The sequence below is a fragment of the Croceicoccus sp. Ery5 genome, from assembly GCF_020985325.1.
In the GTDB taxonomy this organism is placed as follows: Bacteria; Pseudomonadota; Alphaproteobacteria; order Sphingomonadales; family Sphingomonadaceae; genus Croceicoccus.
Window position 1 is genome coordinate 3,697,177 of sequence record NZ_CP087587.1, and the last position, 17,946, is coordinate 3,715,122.

At 63.1% G+C, this 17,946-nt stretch carries 20 protein-coding genes; 13 read left to right on the top strand and 7 right to left on the bottom strand.

Annotation, left to right across the window (positions count from 1 at the left end; translation table 11 throughout):
- Nucleotides 1-37: 37 nt before the first annotated feature.
- From LOZ74_RS17470 to LOZ74_RS17480, 3 genes are all read right to left on the bottom strand, one after another.
- The gene (locus LOZ74_RS17470) at nt 38-304 is read right to left on the bottom strand and encodes a GlsB/YeaQ/YmgE family stress response membrane protein (protein ID WP_230279640.1); all 267 of its coding nucleotides are present in this window, start codon (nt 302-304) and stop codon (nt 38-40) included.
- A 101-nt stretch (nt 305-405) separates the two neighbouring features.
- Complete coding sequence (locus LOZ74_RS17475; protein WP_230279639.1) at nt 406-705, bottom strand: DUF1153 domain-containing protein; 300 nt, start codon at nt 703-705, stop codon at nt 406-408.
- The gene (locus LOZ74_RS17480; protein WP_230292248.1) at nt 706-1,179 is read right to left on the bottom strand and encodes a hypothetical protein; all 474 of its coding nucleotides are present in this window, start codon (nt 1,177-1,179) and stop codon (nt 706-708) included.
- A 128-nt stretch (nt 1,180-1,307) separates the two neighbouring features.
- Here LOZ74_RS17480 and mnmA point away from each other — a divergent pair, with 128 nt between their 5' ends.
- Nucleotides 1,308-2,486: a tRNA 2-thiouridine(34) synthase MnmA gene (gene mnmA / locus LOZ74_RS17485; RefSeq protein ID WP_230292249.1), complete on the top strand. Its 1,179-nt coding sequence runs from the start codon at nt 1,308-1,310 to the stop codon at nt 2,484-2,486.
- 20 nt (nt 2,487-2,506) lie between these two features.
- Here the strand turns inward: mnmA and LOZ74_RS17490 are convergent, their stop codons facing one another.
- Complete coding sequence (locus LOZ74_RS17490) at nt 2,507-2,869, bottom strand: hypothetical protein (protein ID WP_230292250.1); 363 nt, start codon at nt 2,867-2,869, stop codon at nt 2,507-2,509.
- Between the two features lie 57 nt (nt 2,870-2,926).
- On the opposite strand from LOZ74_RS17490, the gene LOZ74_RS17495 reads away from it, so the two are divergent.
- Nucleotides 2,927-4,048, top strand: coding sequence for a serine hydrolase (locus LOZ74_RS17495; RefSeq protein ID WP_230292251.1), 1,122 nt, complete (start codon nt 2,927-2,929; stop codon nt 4,046-4,048).
- Here LOZ74_RS17495 and LOZ74_RS17500 read toward each other — a convergent pair.
- Genes LOZ74_RS17500 through pdxH form a run of 3 tightly spaced genes read right to left on the bottom strand, consistent with a single transcriptional unit; the run spans nt 4,042 to nt 6,460 of the window.
- The gene (locus LOZ74_RS17500) at nt 4,042-4,836 is read right to left on the bottom strand and encodes a PhzF family phenazine biosynthesis protein (RefSeq protein ID WP_230292252.1); all 795 of its coding nucleotides are present in this window, start codon (nt 4,834-4,836) and stop codon (nt 4,042-4,044) included. The genes LOZ74_RS17495 and LOZ74_RS17500 overlap by 7 nt on opposite strands.
- Nucleotides 4,836-5,813 (bottom strand): cation diffusion facilitator family transporter, encoded by a 978-nt coding sequence (locus LOZ74_RS17505; protein ID WP_230292253.1) that lies wholly within the window; start codon nt 5,811-5,813, stop codon nt 4,836-4,838. The genes LOZ74_RS17500 and LOZ74_RS17505 overlap by 1 nt, the downstream gene beginning before the upstream one ends.
- Nucleotides 5,814-5,833: 20 nt before the next feature.
- The gene (gene pdxH / locus LOZ74_RS17510) at nt 5,834-6,460 is read right to left on the bottom strand and encodes a pyridoxamine 5'-phosphate oxidase (RefSeq protein ID WP_230292254.1); all 627 of its coding nucleotides are present in this window, start codon (nt 6,458-6,460) and stop codon (nt 5,834-5,836) included.
- A 183-nt stretch (nt 6,461-6,643) separates the two neighbouring features.
- Between pdxH and LOZ74_RS17515 the strand changes: the two genes are divergently transcribed.
- From LOZ74_RS17515 to LOZ74_RS17565, 11 genes are all read left to right on the top strand, one after another.
- Nucleotides 6,644-7,627, top strand: coding sequence for a DnaJ C-terminal domain-containing protein (locus LOZ74_RS17515; RefSeq protein ID WP_230292255.1), 984 nt, complete (start codon nt 6,644-6,646; stop codon nt 7,625-7,627).
- Nucleotides 7,628-7,781: 154 nt separating this feature from the next.
- The gene (locus LOZ74_RS17520) at nt 7,782-8,675 is read left to right on the top strand and encodes a YihY/virulence factor BrkB family protein (protein ID WP_230292256.1); all 894 of its coding nucleotides are present in this window, start codon (nt 7,782-7,784) and stop codon (nt 8,673-8,675) included.
- Between the two features lie 117 nt (nt 8,676-8,792).
- Nucleotides 8,793-9,584, top strand: a complete 792-nt coding sequence (gene fabI, locus LOZ74_RS17525) for an enoyl-ACP reductase FabI (protein ID WP_230293949.1) — start codon at nt 8,793-8,795, stop codon at nt 9,582-9,584.
- Between the two features lie 156 nt (nt 9,585-9,740).
- Complete coding sequence (locus LOZ74_RS17530) at nt 9,741-10,442, top strand: polysaccharide biosynthesis/export family protein (protein WP_230292257.1); 702 nt, start codon at nt 9,741-9,743, stop codon at nt 10,440-10,442.
- A 15-nt stretch (nt 10,443-10,457) separates the two neighbouring features.
- The gene (locus LOZ74_RS17535; RefSeq protein ID WP_230292258.1) at nt 10,458-12,659 is read left to right on the top strand and encodes a polysaccharide biosynthesis tyrosine autokinase; all 2,202 of its coding nucleotides are present in this window, start codon (nt 10,458-10,460) and stop codon (nt 12,657-12,659) included.
- A 144-nt stretch (nt 12,660-12,803) separates the two neighbouring features.
- Nucleotides 12,804-13,970 (top strand): hypothetical protein, encoded by a 1,167-nt coding sequence (locus tag LOZ74_RS17540; protein WP_230292259.1) that lies wholly within the window; start codon nt 12,804-12,806, stop codon nt 13,968-13,970.
- Nucleotides 13,967-15,106 (top strand): glycosyltransferase, encoded by a 1,140-nt coding sequence (locus LOZ74_RS17545; RefSeq protein ID WP_230292260.1) that lies wholly within the window; start codon nt 13,967-13,969, stop codon nt 15,104-15,106. The genes LOZ74_RS17540 and LOZ74_RS17545 overlap by 4 nt, the downstream gene beginning before the upstream one ends.
- A 9-nt stretch (nt 15,107-15,115) precedes the next feature.
- On the top strand, nt 15,116-16,315 hold the full coding sequence (locus LOZ74_RS17550; RefSeq protein ID WP_230292261.1) for an acylneuraminate cytidylyltransferase: 1,200 nt from the start codon (nt 15,116-15,118) through the stop codon (nt 16,313-16,315).
- 5 nt (nt 16,316-16,320) lie between these two features.
- Nucleotides 16,321-17,283, top strand: coding sequence for a hypothetical protein (locus LOZ74_RS17555; RefSeq protein ID WP_230292262.1), 963 nt, complete (start codon nt 16,321-16,323; stop codon nt 17,281-17,283).
- Between the two features lie 113 nt (nt 17,284-17,396).
- A complete protein-coding gene (locus LOZ74_RS17560) occupies nt 17,397-17,552 on the top strand; it encodes a hypothetical protein (RefSeq protein WP_230292263.1) in 156 nt (51 codons plus the stop codon).
- Complete coding sequence (locus LOZ74_RS17565; RefSeq protein ID WP_230292264.1) at nt 17,542-17,946, top strand: hypothetical protein; 405 nt, start codon at nt 17,542-17,544, stop codon at nt 17,944-17,946. Before LOZ74_RS17560 ends, LOZ74_RS17565 begins: the two co-directional genes overlap by 11 nt.

A 17,946-nucleotide genomic window follows, 5' to 3' on the forward strand; every position in this document is an offset into this window, starting at 1 on the left:
AATTGAACGTTCGTCCTTTGGATAGGGCCAAAAAGCCTTAGCGGACGCGCCCGCGCTGGACCAGATTGACGATGGCCAGCAGAACGACCGCACCGACGAACGCGATGATCAGGCCGGTCAGCGAAAATGCCTGAACGGTGCCCTGAACGCCGAACAGCGGTCCGGCCAGCGCATTGCCGATCAGCGAACCGACGCAGCCGACGACGATGTTCCAGAAAATGCCCATCGATGCATCGCGGTTCATGACCATGCTGGCCAGCCAGCCGGCAACACCGCCCACGATAAGCGCAATAATCCAACCCACGGCAGTTCTCCTCTTAGTTGCTGGAGGATGAACGGCGTATCAGGCCGGATGTTCCTTTGATACTGAAAGATTCTGCCAGTGCCATTCCCCGAAACGGGGAATCAGTACTTCATCTGCCTTTCGTAAAGGTCGCGATAATGCTGGATTCGCGTGACGCGCAGACCTTTCATGCCCGAACGTTCGACCGCGCGCTGCCACGAGGCGAATTCCTCCAGCGTCAGATCATAGCGTTCGCACGCATCGTCGATCGACAACAGACCGCCATTCACGGCAGCCACCACTTCGGCCTTGCGGCGCACAACCCACCTCTTGGTGGAAGGAGGGGGCAGGTCGTCAATCGTGAGCGGCTCGCCAAGCGGTCCGATCACCATTGATGGCCTGATGTCCTGGTTCTCGATCATCTAGTCCTCAACACTCAACCCTGATGCCGATGTGCCGTCATCCGCCGACACGCTGCATCCCGAACCGGTGATAGATTGCGAAGGCTTAGGATCGGGTAAACGGCCCTGCGCAATGTGAAAATTTTCATCCGATACGTCGGCCGCCACATCCTGAAACGGCGGATGATGCGGGTTTGCATGGCCGCACAGCGCCTCGGCCGCGCGCGGGTCGAAGCTGCCTTCGGCGCGGATCCAGCTCGCCATCGCCTCGTTCTCGCCCTTCAGCGCGCCGCGCAAATCGCGCTCCGCGCTCAGCTTCGCGCGCAGCGAATGCCAGTCGAGCGAACGCGCGCCGTGACCGGCAGCCTCGTGCGCGATCAGGCCGAAACTGTCGGCAAGATGTTCGCGTACCCCGTCCGGTTCCGGCCCTGCCATGCCATCCGCTCCGGATAAATCCGGTTGCGTGCGCGACAGCTTGGGAAACTTGGCGAACATGGCGTTCACCATGGCCGCAGTTGGTCAACAAAACGTAAACGGGGGCGCGGCTTTGCGGCGATGCGGTCCGGACCTGCGCTTTTTGGGCGGTTTATCGCAGGCAGGCATCGGTGTATGGGCCGCGCATCATGAATGCCCCCGTTACCCCTTCGCCGGTCGATTCGGCCGATGCGGCGACCAGTCTGGACCCGGCCGCCCTGTTCGACCTGCCCGCCCCGCTGTCGCAGCGGCGCATCGTCGTCGCCATGTCGGGCGGTGTCGATTCGTCGGTCGTCGCGGCCCTTGCCGCGCAAAGCGTGGCCGAGGTGATCGGAGTCACGCTGCAGCTTTACGATCATGGCGAAGCGGTCAAGCGCAAGGGCGCGTGTTGCGCGGGCGACGATATCCGCGACGCGCGGGCGGTGGCCGACCGGCTGGGCATCGCGCATTACGTGTTCGACCACGAAAGCAGCTTCCGCGAATCGGTGATCGACGGGTTTGCCGACGAATATCTGCAGGGCCGCACGCCCATCCCCTGCATCCGCTGCAATATGGGGCCGAAATTCACCGATCTGTTCAAGATGGCGCGCGATCTGGGCGCGGATTGTCTGGCCACCGGCCATTACGTGCGCCGCGTGACGGGCGAAGCGGGGCCGGAAATGCACCGCGCGCACGATCCGGCCCGCGACCAGAGCTATTTCCTGTACGCAACCACCGAGGACCAGCTGGACTTCCTGCGCTTCCCGCTGGGCGGCCTGCCCAAGCCCGAAGTGCGCCGCATCGCGCAATCGCTGGGCCTTGGCGTCGCGGCCAAGCCCGATAGTCAGGACATCTGCTTCGTGCCCGATGGCGATTATGCCTCGCTGGTCAAAAAGCTGCGGCCCGAGGCAGGCGATGCGGGCGATATCGTTCATGCAGAAACCGGTGATGTGCTGGGTCGCCATCGCGGCATCGTGCATTATACGGTGGGCCAGCGCCGCGGGATCGAGATCGGCGGGCAGCCCGAACCGCTTTATGTCATCCGCATCGATGCCGAAAACAATGCCGTTGTCGTCGGGCCGAAACGCCTGCTCGCCGTGGGTGCGATGCGCGTGATCGAAACGAACCGCATCGGCCCCGTGCCCGCCAGCGGGCTGACGGCCAAGGTCCGGTCGCTGGCCAAGCCGGTGCCCGTCACGCTGGAAGGCGCGCTGGGCGGGGGACAAGAGGTGCGCATCCGCTTTGCGCAGCCCGAATATGGCGTTGCGCCGGGGCAGGCAGCGGTGATCTATGCGGGCGACCGCGTGATCGGCGGCGGCTGGATCGAGGAAACCTTCGCGGCAGGGTGATCCCGCTCAGCCGCTTCCCCTCAACCGGACCATTGTTCGAGCACGCAGCCCCAGCCTTCGCGATAGCGCGCGCGGGTCGATGCCAGCATGGGAACGCTGGCGGTCACTTCCTGCGCTTCCTCGTCCACTGACAGGCGCACCATGGTCATCCCCGGTTCGAAATCGGCGCGGCACTGGTCGATGGGCCGCCCCGCAACGTAATGGCAGGAACAGGCGATGCGCGCGCCAAAATCGGTTCCCGCCCGCGCTTCGGCAGCCATGCCCGGCCCCCAGACGAATGCCGCGGCGGCAAAGCCGGTCAGCACCGCGACCGGCACCGCCTGCCACAACCGCCGTTTCCATGCGGGATTGCGCTTTGGCTTCGTTTCCACAGGGCTGCTCAATTCGGTCTTGCCTTTCGATGGGCGCGGGCGGATCAGGCGCGCCTGATGCCTTGCGCTTTGTCCCGCTACAAGTGGGTGGCCGTGTTTGCCGCCGTGATTTCGCTATCCGCATGCGGATCGGGCGGCGAAGAGATCGCGCCGCCGTCCGACGAATCGCTGGCCGCCGTGGCGGACACGCCCGCCGCCAATCGCACGGCGCTCGCCTATGCGATCGATGCCCTGTTCGACGAAGAGGCCGTCGGCGAAACCCGCGCCCTGCTGGTGATCCATGACGGCAAGCCGGTCGCGGAACGTTATGGCGAAGGGTTCGGTCCCGATGTGCCGCAACTGGGCTGGTCGCTGTCGAAGACTGTCACGGGATTGATCGTCGGCATGATGGTGGCCGACGGCTCGCTCGCCCTTGACGCACCGGCCCCCGTCGCGCGCTGGCAGCGCAGCGGCGATCCGCGCGGGGCGATTACCCTGCGCCATCTGCTGCAAATGCGATCGGGCCTGCGGCATAGTGAAACTGCGCAGCCTGCCTATGCCAGCGATGCGGCGCGCATGTTGTATCGCGACGGGCGCGACGACATGGCGCATTACGCGCTGACCCAGCCGCTGGATCACGATGCGGGATCGCAATTCGCCTATTCGACGGCGGACACACAAATCCTGTCCGACATCGCGACCGATACGCTGACGCAAAGCAGGGAGCCCGCCGCGCGGCAGGCAGCGATGCAGGGCTGGCTGCAAAGCCGGTTATACGAACCGCTGGGCCTGACCACGATGCGCGGCGAATATGATGCGCGCGGCACGCTGATCGGCGGCGCCATGTTCCATGCCGGCGCACGCGACTGGGGCAGGATCGGGGAGCTGATCCGGCGGGGCGGCAGTTATGACGGCGTAACGGTCGTGCCGCGCGGCTGGATACGCTTTATGGGTGGCAAAAACCCGTCGGACGGTGCCTATGGCGCGCATTTATGGCGCAATCATGCGCGCGAAGAGGGGCGCGATGCGGTCGTTTTCGGCGGTCGCGGACCATCGGACGCGGTTGCGGCGCTGGGTCATCGGGGACAATTCCTGCTGGTCGTGCCGTCGCAGAAGCTGACGATCGTGCGACTGGGTTACAGCACGGCGGCACAGCAGACTGCGCTGAACGACCGGATGCTGGGCCTGTCGGAACTCTTCCCCGCTCAATAGCGGAACATACCCTCGACGACGGTCACGCAGGCCCCGCCCAGCCATGCGGTTTCGCCGTCCAGCCTGCAATGCAGCAGACCGCCGCGCTTCGATGCCTGAAATGCGGTGAAACTGTCCCTTCCCAGCCGCGCAGCCCAGAACGGGGTGAGCACCGCATGGGCCGAACCGGTCACGCTATCCTCGGGCACGCCTGCGCCGGGAACGAACACGCGGCTGACGACATCGGTGCTTTCGCCCGGTGCGGTGCAGATGAACTGGTGGTCGCCCATCGCCGCCAAAGCACCGAAATCAGGCGATAATCCGCGCACCGCTGCCTCATCCCCGAACAGGAATACATTATAGCCGTCGGGCGATCGGTGGATCAGCTGCGGCCTTGCACCCAGCGCGGCGACAGCCGCCTGCCAGTCCTGCGGCGCGGTCGGAATCGCGGGTAGCGCCAGCGCATAGCCGCCCCCTTCCCTGCGCACGGTCAGCACGCCGGCCCGCCGCGTCAGGAACGTCACCTCGTCCCCGCCGCCCTGTTCCAGCAGCACATGGCCTGCCGCCAGTGTCGCATGGCCGCACAGGCGGATCTCGCACTCCGGCGTAAACCAGCGCAATTGCCAGTCGGCCTCGGGTCCGTCGCAAGGGACCAGAAAGGCGGTTTCGGCGAAATTATTCTCTTCGCCGATCTTCTGCATGATGGCGTCGGCGGGAAAATCGTCCTCCCACAGCATCACGGCGGCCTGATTGCCGCCGAATGCCGCATCGGTGAACGCATCGACGTGCCAGTATGGAATGGCGGGCATCAGGGTTTCGCCTCTGTCGGGAGAGAAAGTTCGGGATCGGGTCCGGTCTTGAGCAGATCCATCGAGGCAAAGGCCCCTTCGTCGCGCAGGCCCTCGGGATCGGGATGAATCAGGAATTCGGTGCCGGGAAATTCGGCCTGCAATTGCGCCTCGATCCGGTCCATCACGTCATGCGCTTTCCGCACGGTCATATTGCCGTCGACCCATACGTGGAACTGCGCGAAATCGCGGTCGCCGCTGGTGCGGGTGCGCAAATCGTGCACCCCTTCCAGCCCCGGCGTGTCGCGGATCACTTCCAGCAGACGCTCGCGCTTTTCGATGGGCCATTCCTTGTCCATAAGATTGTCCACCGCTTCGCGCGATGCCTGGAACGCGTTCCATGCCAGCCAGCCCGCAATGCCCAGCGCGAACAGCGGGTCCGCGCCCGAAAAGCCGGTCCAGCGGTCCAGCGCCAGCGCGGCGATCACGCCCAGATTCAGCAGCACGTCGGACTGGTAATGCACATGATCGGTGCGGATCGCGACGCTGCGGGTGCGGTGGATGACATGCCTTTGCCACGCCAACAGCGCGAATGTGGCCGCCAGCGCGATGACCGACACGACGATGCCGGTCTCCGCCTCTTGCGGGCGGACACCGCCCAGCCATTGCTGGATCGCGCGGGCCGCAATGCCCACGGCCGAGATCGAGATCAGCAACACCTGCACCAGCGCGGCCAGCGCCTCGGCCTTGCCATGGCCGAACCGATGGTTGTGATCGGCAGGCTGCGAGGCGACCCATACGCCCACCAGCGTCGACAGGCTGGCCACGATGTCGAGCGCGGTATCAGCCAGACTGCCCAGCATGGCCGCCGAACCGGTCCGCCACGCGGCATAGATCTTCATCGTCAGCAACAGCGCCGCGACCGTCGTGCTGGCATAGGCGGCGCTGCGCGTCAGGCGCGAGCGATCTTCATGGGACAAGTGGGCGGTGTCGGCCATCGGGTGCGCGGGCGGGCCGTTTATGGATAGAGCAGGCTGCTGGCCCAGCTGCCGCCGCGCCGCGTGAAACGGCGGCGTTCGTGCAGGCGAAACGGGCGGTCGTGCCAGAATTCCATTGCTTGCGGCACCAGCCTGTATCCGCCCCAATGTTCGGGGCGCGGCACGGGCTTGCCTTCGTATCGCTTGCGCACTTCCTCGAACCGGTCGAGGAATTCGCGCCGGTCGCCCATCGGTGCGGACTGGTCCGACGCATGCGCCCCCAGCTGCGAATCGCGCGCGCGGCTGGCGAAATAGGCATCGGCATCGGCAGCGGAAACCGGCTCAAGCTGTCCCTCTATCCGGATCTGGCGGCGCAGGCTTTTCCAGTGGAACAACAGGGCGGCCTGCGGATTGGCGGCGATTTCGCCTGCCTTGCGGCTTTCCTGATTGGTATAGAACACAAAGCCGCCCCCCGGCCCCAGATCGGCGCCGTGCCCTTTCAGCAGCACCATGCGCACCGATGGCGCGCCGCCCGCGCTGGCGGTGGCAAGCGCCATGGCGGTGGGGTCGTTGATCTCGGTCTCTCTGGCTTCGGCCAGCCAGTCGTCGAACAGGCCGAACGGGTCGCCCGCAGGGATCGCGTCTTCGGCCAGAAGTTCGGGTTCCACGTAGTATCCTCGTTCCATCGGGCAGCGGGGAATCTGCTGCCATGGCCAACATAGTAGAGCCATCGCCCTTGCGCAAAGCCATGCTCTATCCCGCACGCGATTTCTGCACGAATACAAGACAACAGGTGCACAGCTTCAATCGCCGGATTGCACGATCGCGCCTCGCACCCTAGCTATCGGTTCATGGCGGACCCTTATTCGATCCTTGGCATTGCGCGCGGCGCGAGCGAGCAGGACATCAAATCGGCCTATCGCAAGCTGGCGAAACAGCTGCATCCGGATGCCAACAAGGATAATCCGGCGGCGGCGGACAAGTTTTCGCAAGTGACGCAGGCCTATGACCTGCTGTCGGACAAGGACAAGCGTGCCCGTTTCGATCGGGGTGAGATCGACATGGACGGCAATCCCAAAATGCCCTTTGGCTATGGCCAGCGCGGCGGCGGACAATATCGCCAGGCGGGCGGCAATCCGTTCGGCGGCATGGGCGGCGGCATGGGCGGGGCCAGCACGGACGATGTCGATCTGTCCGACCTGTTCGAAGGTATTTTCGGCGGCGGCCAGCGGCGTTCGCGCGGCGCGGGGCCGCAGGACAATCCGTTTGCCGGCATGGGCGGCGGTTTCGGCGCAGGCGCGCAAAGGCGTCCGGCCAAGGGCGCGAATGTCAATTACCGGCTTGCCGTATCGCTGACCGATATTGCCAATCTGGAAAAGCAGCGCATCACCCTGTCGGATGGCAAGACCATCGACCTGAAGCTGCCCGAAGGGACGGAAGACGGCACGCAGATGCGCCTTGCGGGCAAGGGCGAACCGGGTCCGGCAGGCAATGGCGATGCCATCGTCACCATCGTCGAACAGGCGCACCGCTTTTTCCGCCGCGACGGCGACGATGTGCGGCTCGACCTGCCGATCACGCTGGACGAGGCGGTGAACGGTGCCAAGGTCAAGGTGCCGACCACGTCGGGCGCGGTGATGCTGACCGTGTCGCCCGGCAGCAGTTCGGGCAAGGTGCTGCGCCTGAAAGGCAAGGGCTTTACCCGCAAGGACGGTTCGCGCGGCGACCAGCTCGTCACCCTGACCATCGACCTTCCCGAACAGGATGCGGAACTGGCCAGGCGGCTTGAGGGTTGGAAGGATACGCGCAATATCCGCAGCCGACTGAGCGAGTAGAGCTGGCCGGACAAAAGGGCCGCACAAAGCCGCAGCAAGGAACGGGCCTATCCAAGACGATCAGGATCCTCCCGCGCCCTATGGCGATTCCCGGTCGAACCTCACGCCAGAGGCGCGCAGGCAGCACGCGCTGAACCAGCGCAAGATGTCCTTGATGGCGGTCCGGCGCGAAATCGGACCGGGCACGCGATTTTTCGCCATCGTGAAACGCGTCTGGACTGGCGTGTACGAAGATGGTTTCATTCATGCCGGAAATCTCGCCTATATGGCGATTTTGTCGCTGTTCCCCTTCTTCATTCTGGGTGCCGCGATCTTCCAGCTTCTGGGTGAGGCTGCGGACCGGACCGCTGCGATCAATGCGTTTCTGCTCGCCGTCCCGCGCGTGGTGGCCGACGTGATCGAACCGGTGGCGCGCGATGTGGTCAGCTCGCGGACCGGCTGGCTGTTATGGGTGGGGGCGGCGTTCGGATTATGGACCGTGGGCAGCCTTGTCGAAACGATCCGCGACATATTGCACCGCGCCTATGGCACACGCCCTTCGGCCAGTTTCCTGAAATACCGGCTGTTGTCGGCGGGCATCATCATCGGTGCGGTCCTGCTGCTGATGACATCGCTGGCCGCGCAATTCTTTATCACTGCCGCGCAAGAGGTGATCGCCGCATGGTTTCCCGAAGCCAATGCATGGGTCGGCAGGCTGGCCCTGTCGCGCTTTATCCCTGCGCTCGGCCTGCTCGGATCGCTGTTCCTGCTGTTCATCGCGCTGACGCCCAGTGCCTATCGCGGGCGCGAATATCCCAAATGGCCCGGCGCGCTGCTCGTCACCGTCTGGTGGGTGACGGTGACGGTGACCCTGCCGCCGGTTCTGCGCACCCTGTTTTCCTACGATCTCACCTATGGAAGCCTTGCCGGCGTGATGATCGCCCTTTTCTTTTTCTGGCTGGTCGGGCTAGGGCTCGTCGTCGGCGCCGAACTGAACGCCGCGCTTGCGGAAACGCCGGAAGAGCGCGACATGGTCGGCCGCAACGAATTTGACTTGAAGAACACGTAACCCGAAACACTGGATCAACCGACATCAGAAGCCGTTCAAGCGGCCCAATGCGGTAGCAATCGCCGGATCGAGAACATGAGCGAAACCCAAACGAGCACCCCTCCCCAAGGCACCCTGATGCAGGGCAAGCGCGGCCTGATCATGGGACTTGCGAACGACAAGTCGCTGGCATGGGGCATTTCCAAGGCCCTGGCCGCGCAAGGCGCCAAACTGGCCTTCAGCTATCAGGGCGAAGCGCTGGAAAAGCGCGTGCGCCCGCTGGCCGAAAGCCTTGGCAGCAACCTGCTGATCGAGTGCGATGTGTCCGACATGGCCAAGCTGGACAGCGCGTTCGATGAACTGAAACAGCATTGGGAAACCATCGATTTCGTCGTCCACGCCATCGGCTTTTCGGACAAGAACGAGCTGCGCGGCCTGTATGTCGATACCAGCCTCGACAATTTCCTGATGACCATGAACATATCGGCCTATTCGCTGGTCGCTGTTACCAAGCGTGCGCGCGAAATGATGCCCGATGGCGGGTCGATCCTGACGCTTTCCTATTACGGCGCGGAAAAGGTCGTCCCCCATTACAATGTGATGGGTGTGGCCAAGGCGGCGCTGGAAACCAGCGTCAAATATCTGGCCAACGATCTGGGCCCCGAAAACATCCGCGTCAACGCGATCTCGGCAGGCCCGATCAAGACTCTGGCGGCCAGCGGGATCGGGGATTTCCGCTATATCCTCAAATGGAACGAGCTGAATTCGCCGCTGCGCCGCAATGTGACCATCGACGATGTCGGCGGCTCGGCGCTTTACCTGCTGTCGGGCCTGTCCTCGGGCGTGACGGGCGAAGTGCATCACGTCGATGCGGGCTATCACCTTGTCGGCATGAAACAGGAAGACGCGCCCGATATCGCGCTCAGCTGACGCGGTTGCAAGGCGATCCGTTGTGCGCTGCCATAAGGGGCGGGGAAGCTTGCTTGACGCCACCTGCCCGATGTTTCAATGAAATACAGCCTTAACATGCAGGTGCCCGCCACGCCTGCGGCCGGAATTCGGCCCGGGGCCGACTGGAGGATTTTCGTGCTTCGAAAGACGTTGCCGCTTGCGGCAGTCGCGGTCTGCCTTGCCGGTTGCGCCAAAGGATATCCGCCGGTGGAATCGGTGGCCAGCGACAGCGATGCCTATACGCTGATGGGTCAGGCGGCACAGGCCGAAGCCGCCGCCCCCTATCGCATCGGACCGGACGATACGGTCAGCATCAATACATTTTTCGAACCCGAACTGTCGGTCGAAAGCGTGAAGGTCGACCGCAGCGGACAAATCGGCGTACCGGGCATCGGATCGATGACTGTCGAGGGGCTGACGACCGAGGAACTGGCCTCGCAGATCGAGGAGTCCTATCGCGGCCGCTTGCTCGAACGGCCGCAGGTTTCGGTCTCGATCGTCGATTCCGCCGACCGCAAGGTGGTGGTGACCGGACAGGTCAACAGCTCGGGCGTGTTCGAAATCCGCAACAGCACCACATTGCTGGAAGCCATCGCCATGGCCCGCGGCGAGAACGAGATCGCCAAGATGGACGAGGTGGTGATTTTCCGCACCATTCAGGGCCAGCGCATGGCCGCGCGTTTCGACGTCAACGCCATCCGCAGCGGCGCAATGGAAGACCCGCGCATTCTGGGCAACGATGTGGTCGTCGTCGGCCTGTCCGAAGCCAAGGAAATCTGGCGCGACATCCGCCAGCTCGTTCCGATTATCGCCGTATTCCGGCCGCTGTATAATTGATCGGGTATCGCTGACATGAACCAGGAAGCCTCCATCCTCGATCGCGACCGTTTTGCCGATGACGATGTCGTCCAATCGGATGCCCGCGCCCATGCGCACCGGCTCGGCCATCTGTCGCAAGGCGACCTCGATCTGCGCGAAATTCGCGCAGCGCTTTATCGCAATCGCTGGCTGATCGGTGGCGTCACGGCAGTCGCCATCATTATCGGCCTGCTGATGGCACTGCTGTCGACACCGATCTATCGTTCCACCGCAACCTTGCAAATCGATCAGCAGGGGCCCCAGATCCTCGGGTCGGAGGATCAGGACCCGACCGCCAGCGGGGATATCGAGGTTTATCTGCAAACGCAGGTTGAAGTGCTGCGCAGCCGTTCGCTGTCCGATCGCGTCGCCCGATCGCTCAATTACTATCAAGACCCCAGCTTTTTCGAAGCGATGGAAATGACGCCACCCGATACCAGCCCCGGCTCCGCCGCGTGGCAGCGTGCGGTCATCAATATCCTTCAGGAAAACCTGACGATCGAACTGACCAGCGGCACGCGCCTCGTTGACCTCAGCTTCGACAGCCCCAGTCCGCAATTGTCGGCACGGGTGAGCAATGCCTTTGCCGAGGAATTTATCGCCAGCACACTGCAACGCCGTTTCGACATGTCGGCCTATTCGCGCCAGTTCCTGCAGGAACAGTTGGGTCAAACGCGCGAGCGTCTGGAGGAAAGCGAACGCTCGCTGATCGAATATGCGCGCCAGACCGGCATCACCAATCTTGACGGTGGCGAGGATGCAGAGGGCAACGGCCAGACGCTGACGGGCTCGAACCTCGCCACACTGAACACGGCTTATGCGACGGCGCAGACCGACCGCATTCTGGCCGAACAGAAATGGCGGCAGGCACAGGCGACCCCGCTGATGAGTCTCGCCGAAGTGCTCTCCAATCCGGCGATCCAGACACTTCAATCGCAAAAGGCTCAGGCCAAGGCCCAGCTTGAAGGTGAGCGAGACCGGCACAGCGCCGATTATCCAACTGTCCGACAGCTGGAAGCACAAATCGCCGCATTCGACGAGCAGATCAGGCTTCAGGCTACGCAGGTGCGCAACTCGATCCGCGACCAATATCGCATCGCCGTTCAGCAAGAGCGCAGCCTGATGGCCAATGTACGCGAACTGCAGGGCGCTGCACTGGGCGAACAGAGCCGCGGCGTGCAATTGACCATTTTGCGGCGTGAGGCTGACACCAATCGCGCCCTCTACGACGCATTGTTGCAGCGTTTCCGCGAATTGAATGCCGCTGCGGGTATTACCGCCAATAACATCCTGATCATCGACCGTGCCGAAACGCCGTCGGCGCCGATCTGGCCGCGTCCGCTGATCAATGCCTTTCTCGGCGCCGTCATCGGTTTCGGCCTTGCCGCAGCAATTGCCTTTGCGCGAGAACGGCTGGACGATTCGATCCGCTCTTCCGACGATGTGGAGCGCAAGCTGGGCCTGCCTGTGCTGGGCATCACGCCGCGCCCCGCCAATGCGGATGCCGAGACGGAGATGCTCGACCCACATTCGCCCATGTCGGAATCGATCTATGCGCTGCGCACCGCGCTGGAACTGTCGACTCGCGACGGGCTGCCGCAGACGCTACTCGTCACATCAACTCGACCCGCGGAAGGCAAATCGACTACGTCTGAGGCACTGGCGCGCGAATTCGCCCAATCGGGACGCCGCACGGTGCTGGTCGATGCCGATATGCGCAGACCATCAGTGCATCACAATTTCCACATCGACAACAAGTCGGGCTTCTCGACGCTGCTGACCAGCCCCGCGCTGGTGCCCGAAGCGTTGAAGACGACCGATGTCGACAATCTTTCGGTCATCCCCAGCGGGCCAATCCCTCCCTCGCCGCCGCGCCTTTTGAGCGGAGAAACGCTGGACCGCGTGTTCAGCCAGCTGCGCGACCGGTTCGATATTATCATCATCGACGCCCCGCCGGTGCTGGGCCTGGCCGATGCACCACAGCTCGCTTCGGCGGCCGGCGGCGTGCTCTATGTGGTCGAGGCGCATTCAGGCTCGCAAGGACAGGCAAAGGCCTCGATCCGCCGCCTGTTGAGCGCGGGCACGAACATCCTCGGCGTCGTGCTGACCAAGTATGACTTCACCAGCGGTGGATATTCGTCTTACGGCTACCACGAATATTACAGTTATGGCGGCCACGACCGGGCCGAAGCCTGATCCGCGATGACCGGCCCGCATCCCGTTACTGGCTTAAGAGCGCATCATCCTGACGGACAAGGTGCATTCGAAGCCAGCGGGCTGATCTGGCCGCTGTTCGTCCTTGTCGCATGCTTCAATCTCGCTTTCCCAAAAGGCGGGATCATGGTCGAAAAATTTCCGGTCACATGGGGCTATCTGTTGATCGGCCTGTCAGGCGCGATGGCCGCCATTGCCATCATTCGCAAACGTGACCTGCAACTCGCCCCGATCGTGCAGACGGGTGCCTTGTTCCTGCCGCTGGCGGCAATGGTCTATTTCAAGGCACAGCAATATAATCTGCCATCGTCGCGCTGGATTCCGTTCACGGTGATCTTCGGCCTGCTGCCGATACTGATACTGGTCGCAATTACGCCCCAGCTTGAGCGAATCCGCACTGCCGACATGGCACGCGCCATTCGCCCGATGATCCGTTTCGCGGTCGTTTGGGGCCTCATGAACTTTGTCCTGTTCATTTTCACCCGCGACATTATCGAAATTCCCTATTTGACGGTGAATATCGAGGACGCGGGCACGATCCTCAGCAAAAACAACTTGCGCAGCGGCTGGCTGATGAAGCTGGTTTCGACCTATAACAACGGCAATATCTTCGGCGTTTGCATGATCATGATGATGCCGGTTTACCTTTACTTCGAAGATAAAAAGATCTGGCGCGCATTGTTCATTGTGGCGATCATCTGCACACTCAGCCGCACATCCTGGTTCGCAATGGTGGCAGTGTTCATCCTGATGGCGTTCTCGGGCCAGATCCGGCTGAACCGAACGGGAGTATGGGTGGCCGTTGGCGCGGCGTTCTGTGTATTTCTTGTAATTCTTCCCCTGCTCGGCTGGACCAGCGCGAACTTGATCGACGACCGGTTGGGCGGGCGCATGACCTATTTGCGCGAACTGAACATCACCCTGTTCGGCGCGGAAGAAATCTATATCCCCGAAGTCGTCTATTATGGCCTGTTGCAAAGTTTCGGCCTGTTCGGTTTGATCCTCGCCCTTGCCGCCATGGGCTATGGCATCGGGTTCGGGCTGATGCACTGGGGTCAGTTGAACGGATTGCGGCGAGCTGCTGTTGTCGGGGCGCTGGGCTATTGCGCTGCCGCTGCGATGGACGGAGCAATGATGTACCCGCCCGTTTTTCCGATTTTCCTGTTCCTGAATGCGCTGATTTATCGTCGTGGTTATTTTCCGGCAGCTGGCGTTGGACAAACATATCCTGCACCGCCCCGACCCCGCCAGGCGCGCGGCGACGGCCTGCCGCATCCGGCCATTCCGCAATGAGCGAGGCCGGGCCCGAGAACTATCGCGTGATGCATATCGCGCAAAAGCTGCCCGGCGGGGTGGGTGCCTATCTGTCCGAGGTGCTGGGCTTCCAGCGCGAAGTGCTGGGACCGCGCCGCGTGGGGGCATTGGTTCCGGCCGAAGAACGGTTCGTGCTTCCCTATCTTCCCGATGCCTCGCTGCATCTGTTCGACGATGCGCAGCGCAGCCCGCGCGCATTGCTTCGCTTTGCCGCCCATGCGCGCAATGCGATCATGCACGACAGGCCCGATATCGTGCATCTGCATTCCAGCTTTGCCGGCATGTTGCGCCCTGTCATTGCCCGCATGCCCGATGATGTGCGCCCCGCCGTCGTCTATTGCGCGCATGGCTGGGCTTTCAACATCCGCTGGTCGAACCGCCGCCGCGACCTGATCGCCGCGGTCGAACGCCATATGTCCACCATGACCCAGCGGGTACTGTGCATTTCGCAATTCGAATATGATTGCGCCATCGAGCGCGGACTGCCGCAGGACAATATGTCGGTGCTGCACAATGGGGTGACCGAGCGTGTATTTCCGGGATGCGCCGCGCCTGTGCCCATGCCTCGCGACCGGATCAACCTGCTGTTCATCGGGCGCAAGGACCGGCAAAAGGGATTCGATATCGCGGAAAAGGCGATGTCGATGCTGACCGGCCTGCCCGTCCATCTGCACGTGATCGGCGCAACCGTCGTGGATGACGAGCAAGAGGCGAAGCGACTGCCCAATATCACCCATTACGGCTGGCAACAGCGCGAGGCGATCTGGAGCTTTGTCGAGGCCTGTGATGCGGTACTGGTGCCCTCGCGCTGGGAGGGGTTCGGCCTTGCCGCGATCGAGGCTTTGCGACAGGGCAAACCGGTTCTGGCGTCCGATGTCGACGCCTTGCCCGAAGTGGTCCGCAACGGCGAGACCGGCCTGCTTTTCCCGCCCGAGGATCCACAGGCATTGGCAGACTTCATCCGCGGTCTGGACCGCGAGAAACTGGCCCGGATGGGCCGCGCGGGGCGTGCCGATTTCCTGGCGCGCTTTACCGGCGAACGCATGAATCGCGCCATCCTCGATTGCTATCGCGCGGTGCTGTATGAAAAGGCGCTGGCCAGCAGGGCGGCCTAGGGGGAAACAATGGAAGTTCTGGCCATCATTCCCGCGCGCGGCGGTTCCAAGGGGATTCCGCGCAAGAACGTGCTGCCGCTGGCGGGCAAGCCGCTCATCGCCCATTCGATCCATGCCGCCCTTGCCGCGACGCGCGTAACACGGGTGGTGGTTTCGACCGACGACCCGGAAATCGCCGCTGTGGCAAAACAATATGGCGCCGAAGTGCTGATGCGCCCCGACGAACTGGCCGGCGATATCGCGCGTTCGGAAGATGCGCTGCTGCACGTTCTGGAGGAGCTGGAGCGGGCGGAAGCCTATCGCCCCGATGCCATCGCGTTCCTGCAATGCACCTCGCCACTGACCGATTCGGACGATATCGATGGCACGCTGGCCGCATTGGACACGCAGCAGGCCGACAGCGCGCTGGCCGTGGTGCCTTTTCATTATTTCCTGTGGTCGCAGCAGGCGGATGGCAGCGCGGACGGGATCAATCACGACAAGAGCTTCCGCCTGATGCGGCAACAGCGCCAGCCGGAATTCGTCGAAACCGGCGCGGTCTATGCCATGCGCACCGAAGGGTTCCGCACGGCCGGGTTCCGGTTCTTCGGCAAGACGGTCATGCATGAGATTCCGGTCGAACATTGGCAGGAAATCGACGAGCCCGCCGATTTTCGTATTGCCGAGGAACGCATGGCAAGGATGGCACGCCAGCGTCCCGCCCGTACCGCCCGTACAGCCCTGCCCGCGCGGATCGCCGCTCTGGTCATGGATTTCGACGGTGTGCTGACCGACGACCGCTTATTCGTATCGACTTCGGGCGAGGAAAGCGTGGCCTGTTCGCGCAGCGACGGCATGGGGATCGAAATGCTGCGCAAGGCGGGTCTGGCAATGACCGTCATTTCCAAGGAACAGAACGCCGTCGTCGCCGCGCGCTGCCAAAAGCTGAAGCTGGAATGCAGCCATGGCATCGATACCAAGCTGCCCTTGTTCCGTCGCTGGCTGGAAGAGCGCGGCATCGGGATCGCGGATGCAATCTATATCGGTAACGATATCAACGATTTACCGTGTATGGAGGCAGCCGGTTGCGCCGTTGCCCCTGCCGATGCGCATCCGGCGGCATTGGCCGCAGCCGATATTGTGCTGGAACATTCGGGCGGACGCGGGGCGATCCGCGAACTGGCGGATATGCTGATCGCATCGGGCCGGATCGCCGCCACGCAGGGCTAGACGCCATGACGGTCATCGCTGCCCTGCCCCGCTCCACGCTGCATTTGCGACTGCTGGCAGCGAACGATCCGGGCGTTACCCATGTACTCTATCGCGACGACCATATCGCGGCCGAGGTAGAGTTACTGTTTCCCGGCAAGGGCATCGCACTGGGCCGCGAACGCCGCCCGCCGCGCAATCCGTTGCATCTGGCCGCTGCATTTGCCGCCAATCGCCGCTACTATGCGCAGGTTCGCGACCTTTTGGCGCCGCTTGGCATCGACCGGCTGATCCTCTTTCTTGAAGGGGAACCGCTGGAACGCATGCTGGCCGACCGGTTCACCGGCCCCATCGAATTATGGGAAGACGGGCTGTCGCATTACGTCGATCTGACCAGCCCGCTTTGGTACGCAGGCCGCGGAGCGGTGCAGATCGCAAGCGGATTTTACCCCAAGGGCGCATTGTCCCGCCGCGCGGATCGCAATCGGCTGATCGTCCGCGACCGGTTCGAAACGGGCGATCTGGTGCTGCCCGCTCCCACGCGCGCGCCGCCGCAAGACCGTTTGCTGTTCATCGGATCGCCACTGGCCGAAGACGGGATCGTGCCGCGCCGCCGGATTGCCCAAGGTCTTACCCGCATCGCCGCCGCATCGCCCCTGCCCGTCGCCTATCTGCCCCATCCGCGTGAGGATACCGCAGAGATCGCCGCAATGATCGACGACATCGCGGGGATCGACGTCGCTCCCCTGCCCCACGGCATCGCCCCGCAGGTCGAAGCGCACGGCTATCGCGGCTTTATCGCGGCGGCATCGACCGCGCTGCTCGATCTGGGCGCGTTCGACCAAAGCCTGTTCGCACCGCGCCTGTTCGGACTGGAACGCATGCACAGCGCGCTTGCCGGCTGGCACGCAAACCCCGTCGCGCTGGCCGCGGACGAGGCAGGGCTGGCACGCTGGATGGCGGAACTCCCGCGGGGCATTGCTCGTTAACGGTTCGGCCCGCAAAATGGATCATCCCCCCTGCAATATCGGTCAGCGCCCCTTGCATCCCCCGCCCACATTCTTATGACCCCAATTGGTCGACGCAACGAAACGCGGGTAGAATGAGCCAAGAAATCATCATCGGCGCCAGCCTTCTTTTGATACCCGCCCTCATTTTGGCGGGCGTCGAGTGGCAGACTGCCCGCAAGCGGCGGCAGGCGCGCAATCTGGCCCAGCGTAGCAAGGCCCGTGAGCGCGGGACCGGAGATGTCGGCTAGTCCGCCACAGGCGGGCTTTGCCTTTCCCGATGTCATAGCGCTGTATGAAGGGCTGAAGCGGCAATATATTCCCGCCGACGAAACCGTCCGTGCCCTGATCCATGTTCATCTGGGTTTGGCATTGTGGCTTGTGCTTGCCTTGGTCCTTCGCAAGCGACTGTCTTCGATGGTGCCGCTTGCCATCGCCTGGCTGGTTATCGGAACGACCGAGATCTTCGATATCTCGGCCCAATGGCCCGTGAAGCAGGACTGGGTGTGGCAGCATGCCGCCAGCGATATGGCGCAATCGCTGACCTGGCCAACGATCATCTGGGCCATAGGTTTCTGGCGGGAAAAGCCCGGGTCATCGTCCGAGGACAAGACCTTTCCCGGATTTAATGAGAACGACCACTAG

Coding starts and splice junctions, on each gene's coding strand:
- LOZ74_RS17515 (WP_230292255.1), top strand. CDS start 6,644: ATGGCGGACCCTTATTCGATCCTTGGCATTGCGCGCGGCGCGAGCGAG.
- fabI (WP_230293949.1), top strand. CDS start 8,793: ATGCAGGGCAAGCGCGGCCTGATCATGGGACTTGCGAACGACAAGTCG.
- LOZ74_RS17480 (WP_230292248.1), bottom strand. CDS start 1,179: ATGTTCGCCAAGTTTCCCAAGCTGTCGCGCACGCAACCGGATTTATCC.
- LOZ74_RS17560 (WP_230292263.1), top strand. CDS start 17,397: ATGAGCCAAGAAATCATCATCGGCGCCAGCCTTCTTTTGATACCCGCC.
- LOZ74_RS17545 (WP_230292260.1), top strand. CDS start 13,967: ATGAGCGAGGCCGGGCCCGAGAACTATCGCGTGATGCATATCGCGCAA.
- LOZ74_RS17520 (WP_230292256.1), top strand. CDS start 7,782: ATGGCGGTCCGGCGCGAAATCGGACCGGGCACGCGATTTTTCGCCATC.
- LOZ74_RS17505 (WP_230292253.1), bottom strand. CDS start 5,813: ATGGCCGACACCGCCCACTTGTCCCATGAAGATCGCTCGCGCCTGACG.
- mnmA (WP_230292249.1), top strand. CDS start 1,308: ATGAATGCCCCCGTTACCCCTTCGCCGGTCGATTCGGCCGATGCGGCG.
- LOZ74_RS17535 (WP_230292258.1), top strand. CDS start 10,458: ATGAACCAGGAAGCCTCCATCCTCGATCGCGACCGTTTTGCCGATGAC.
- LOZ74_RS17555 (WP_230292262.1), top strand. CDS start 16,321: ATGACGGTCATCGCTGCCCTGCCCCGCTCCACGCTGCATTTGCGACTG.
- LOZ74_RS17540 (WP_230292259.1), top strand. CDS start 12,804: ATGGTCGAAAAATTTCCGGTCACATGGGGCTATCTGTTGATCGGCCTG.
- LOZ74_RS17565 (WP_230292264.1), top strand. CDS start 17,542: ATGTCGGCTAGTCCGCCACAGGCGGGCTTTGCCTTTCCCGATGTCATA.
- LOZ74_RS17500 (WP_230292252.1), bottom strand. CDS start 4,836: ATGCCCGCCATTCCATACTGGCACGTCGATGCGTTCACCGATGCGGCA.
- LOZ74_RS17550 (WP_230292261.1), top strand. CDS start 15,116: ATGGAAGTTCTGGCCATCATTCCCGCGCGCGGCGGTTCCAAGGGGATT.
- LOZ74_RS17475 (WP_230279639.1), bottom strand. CDS start 705: ATGATCGAGAACCAGGACATCAGGCCATCAATGGTGATCGGACCGCTT.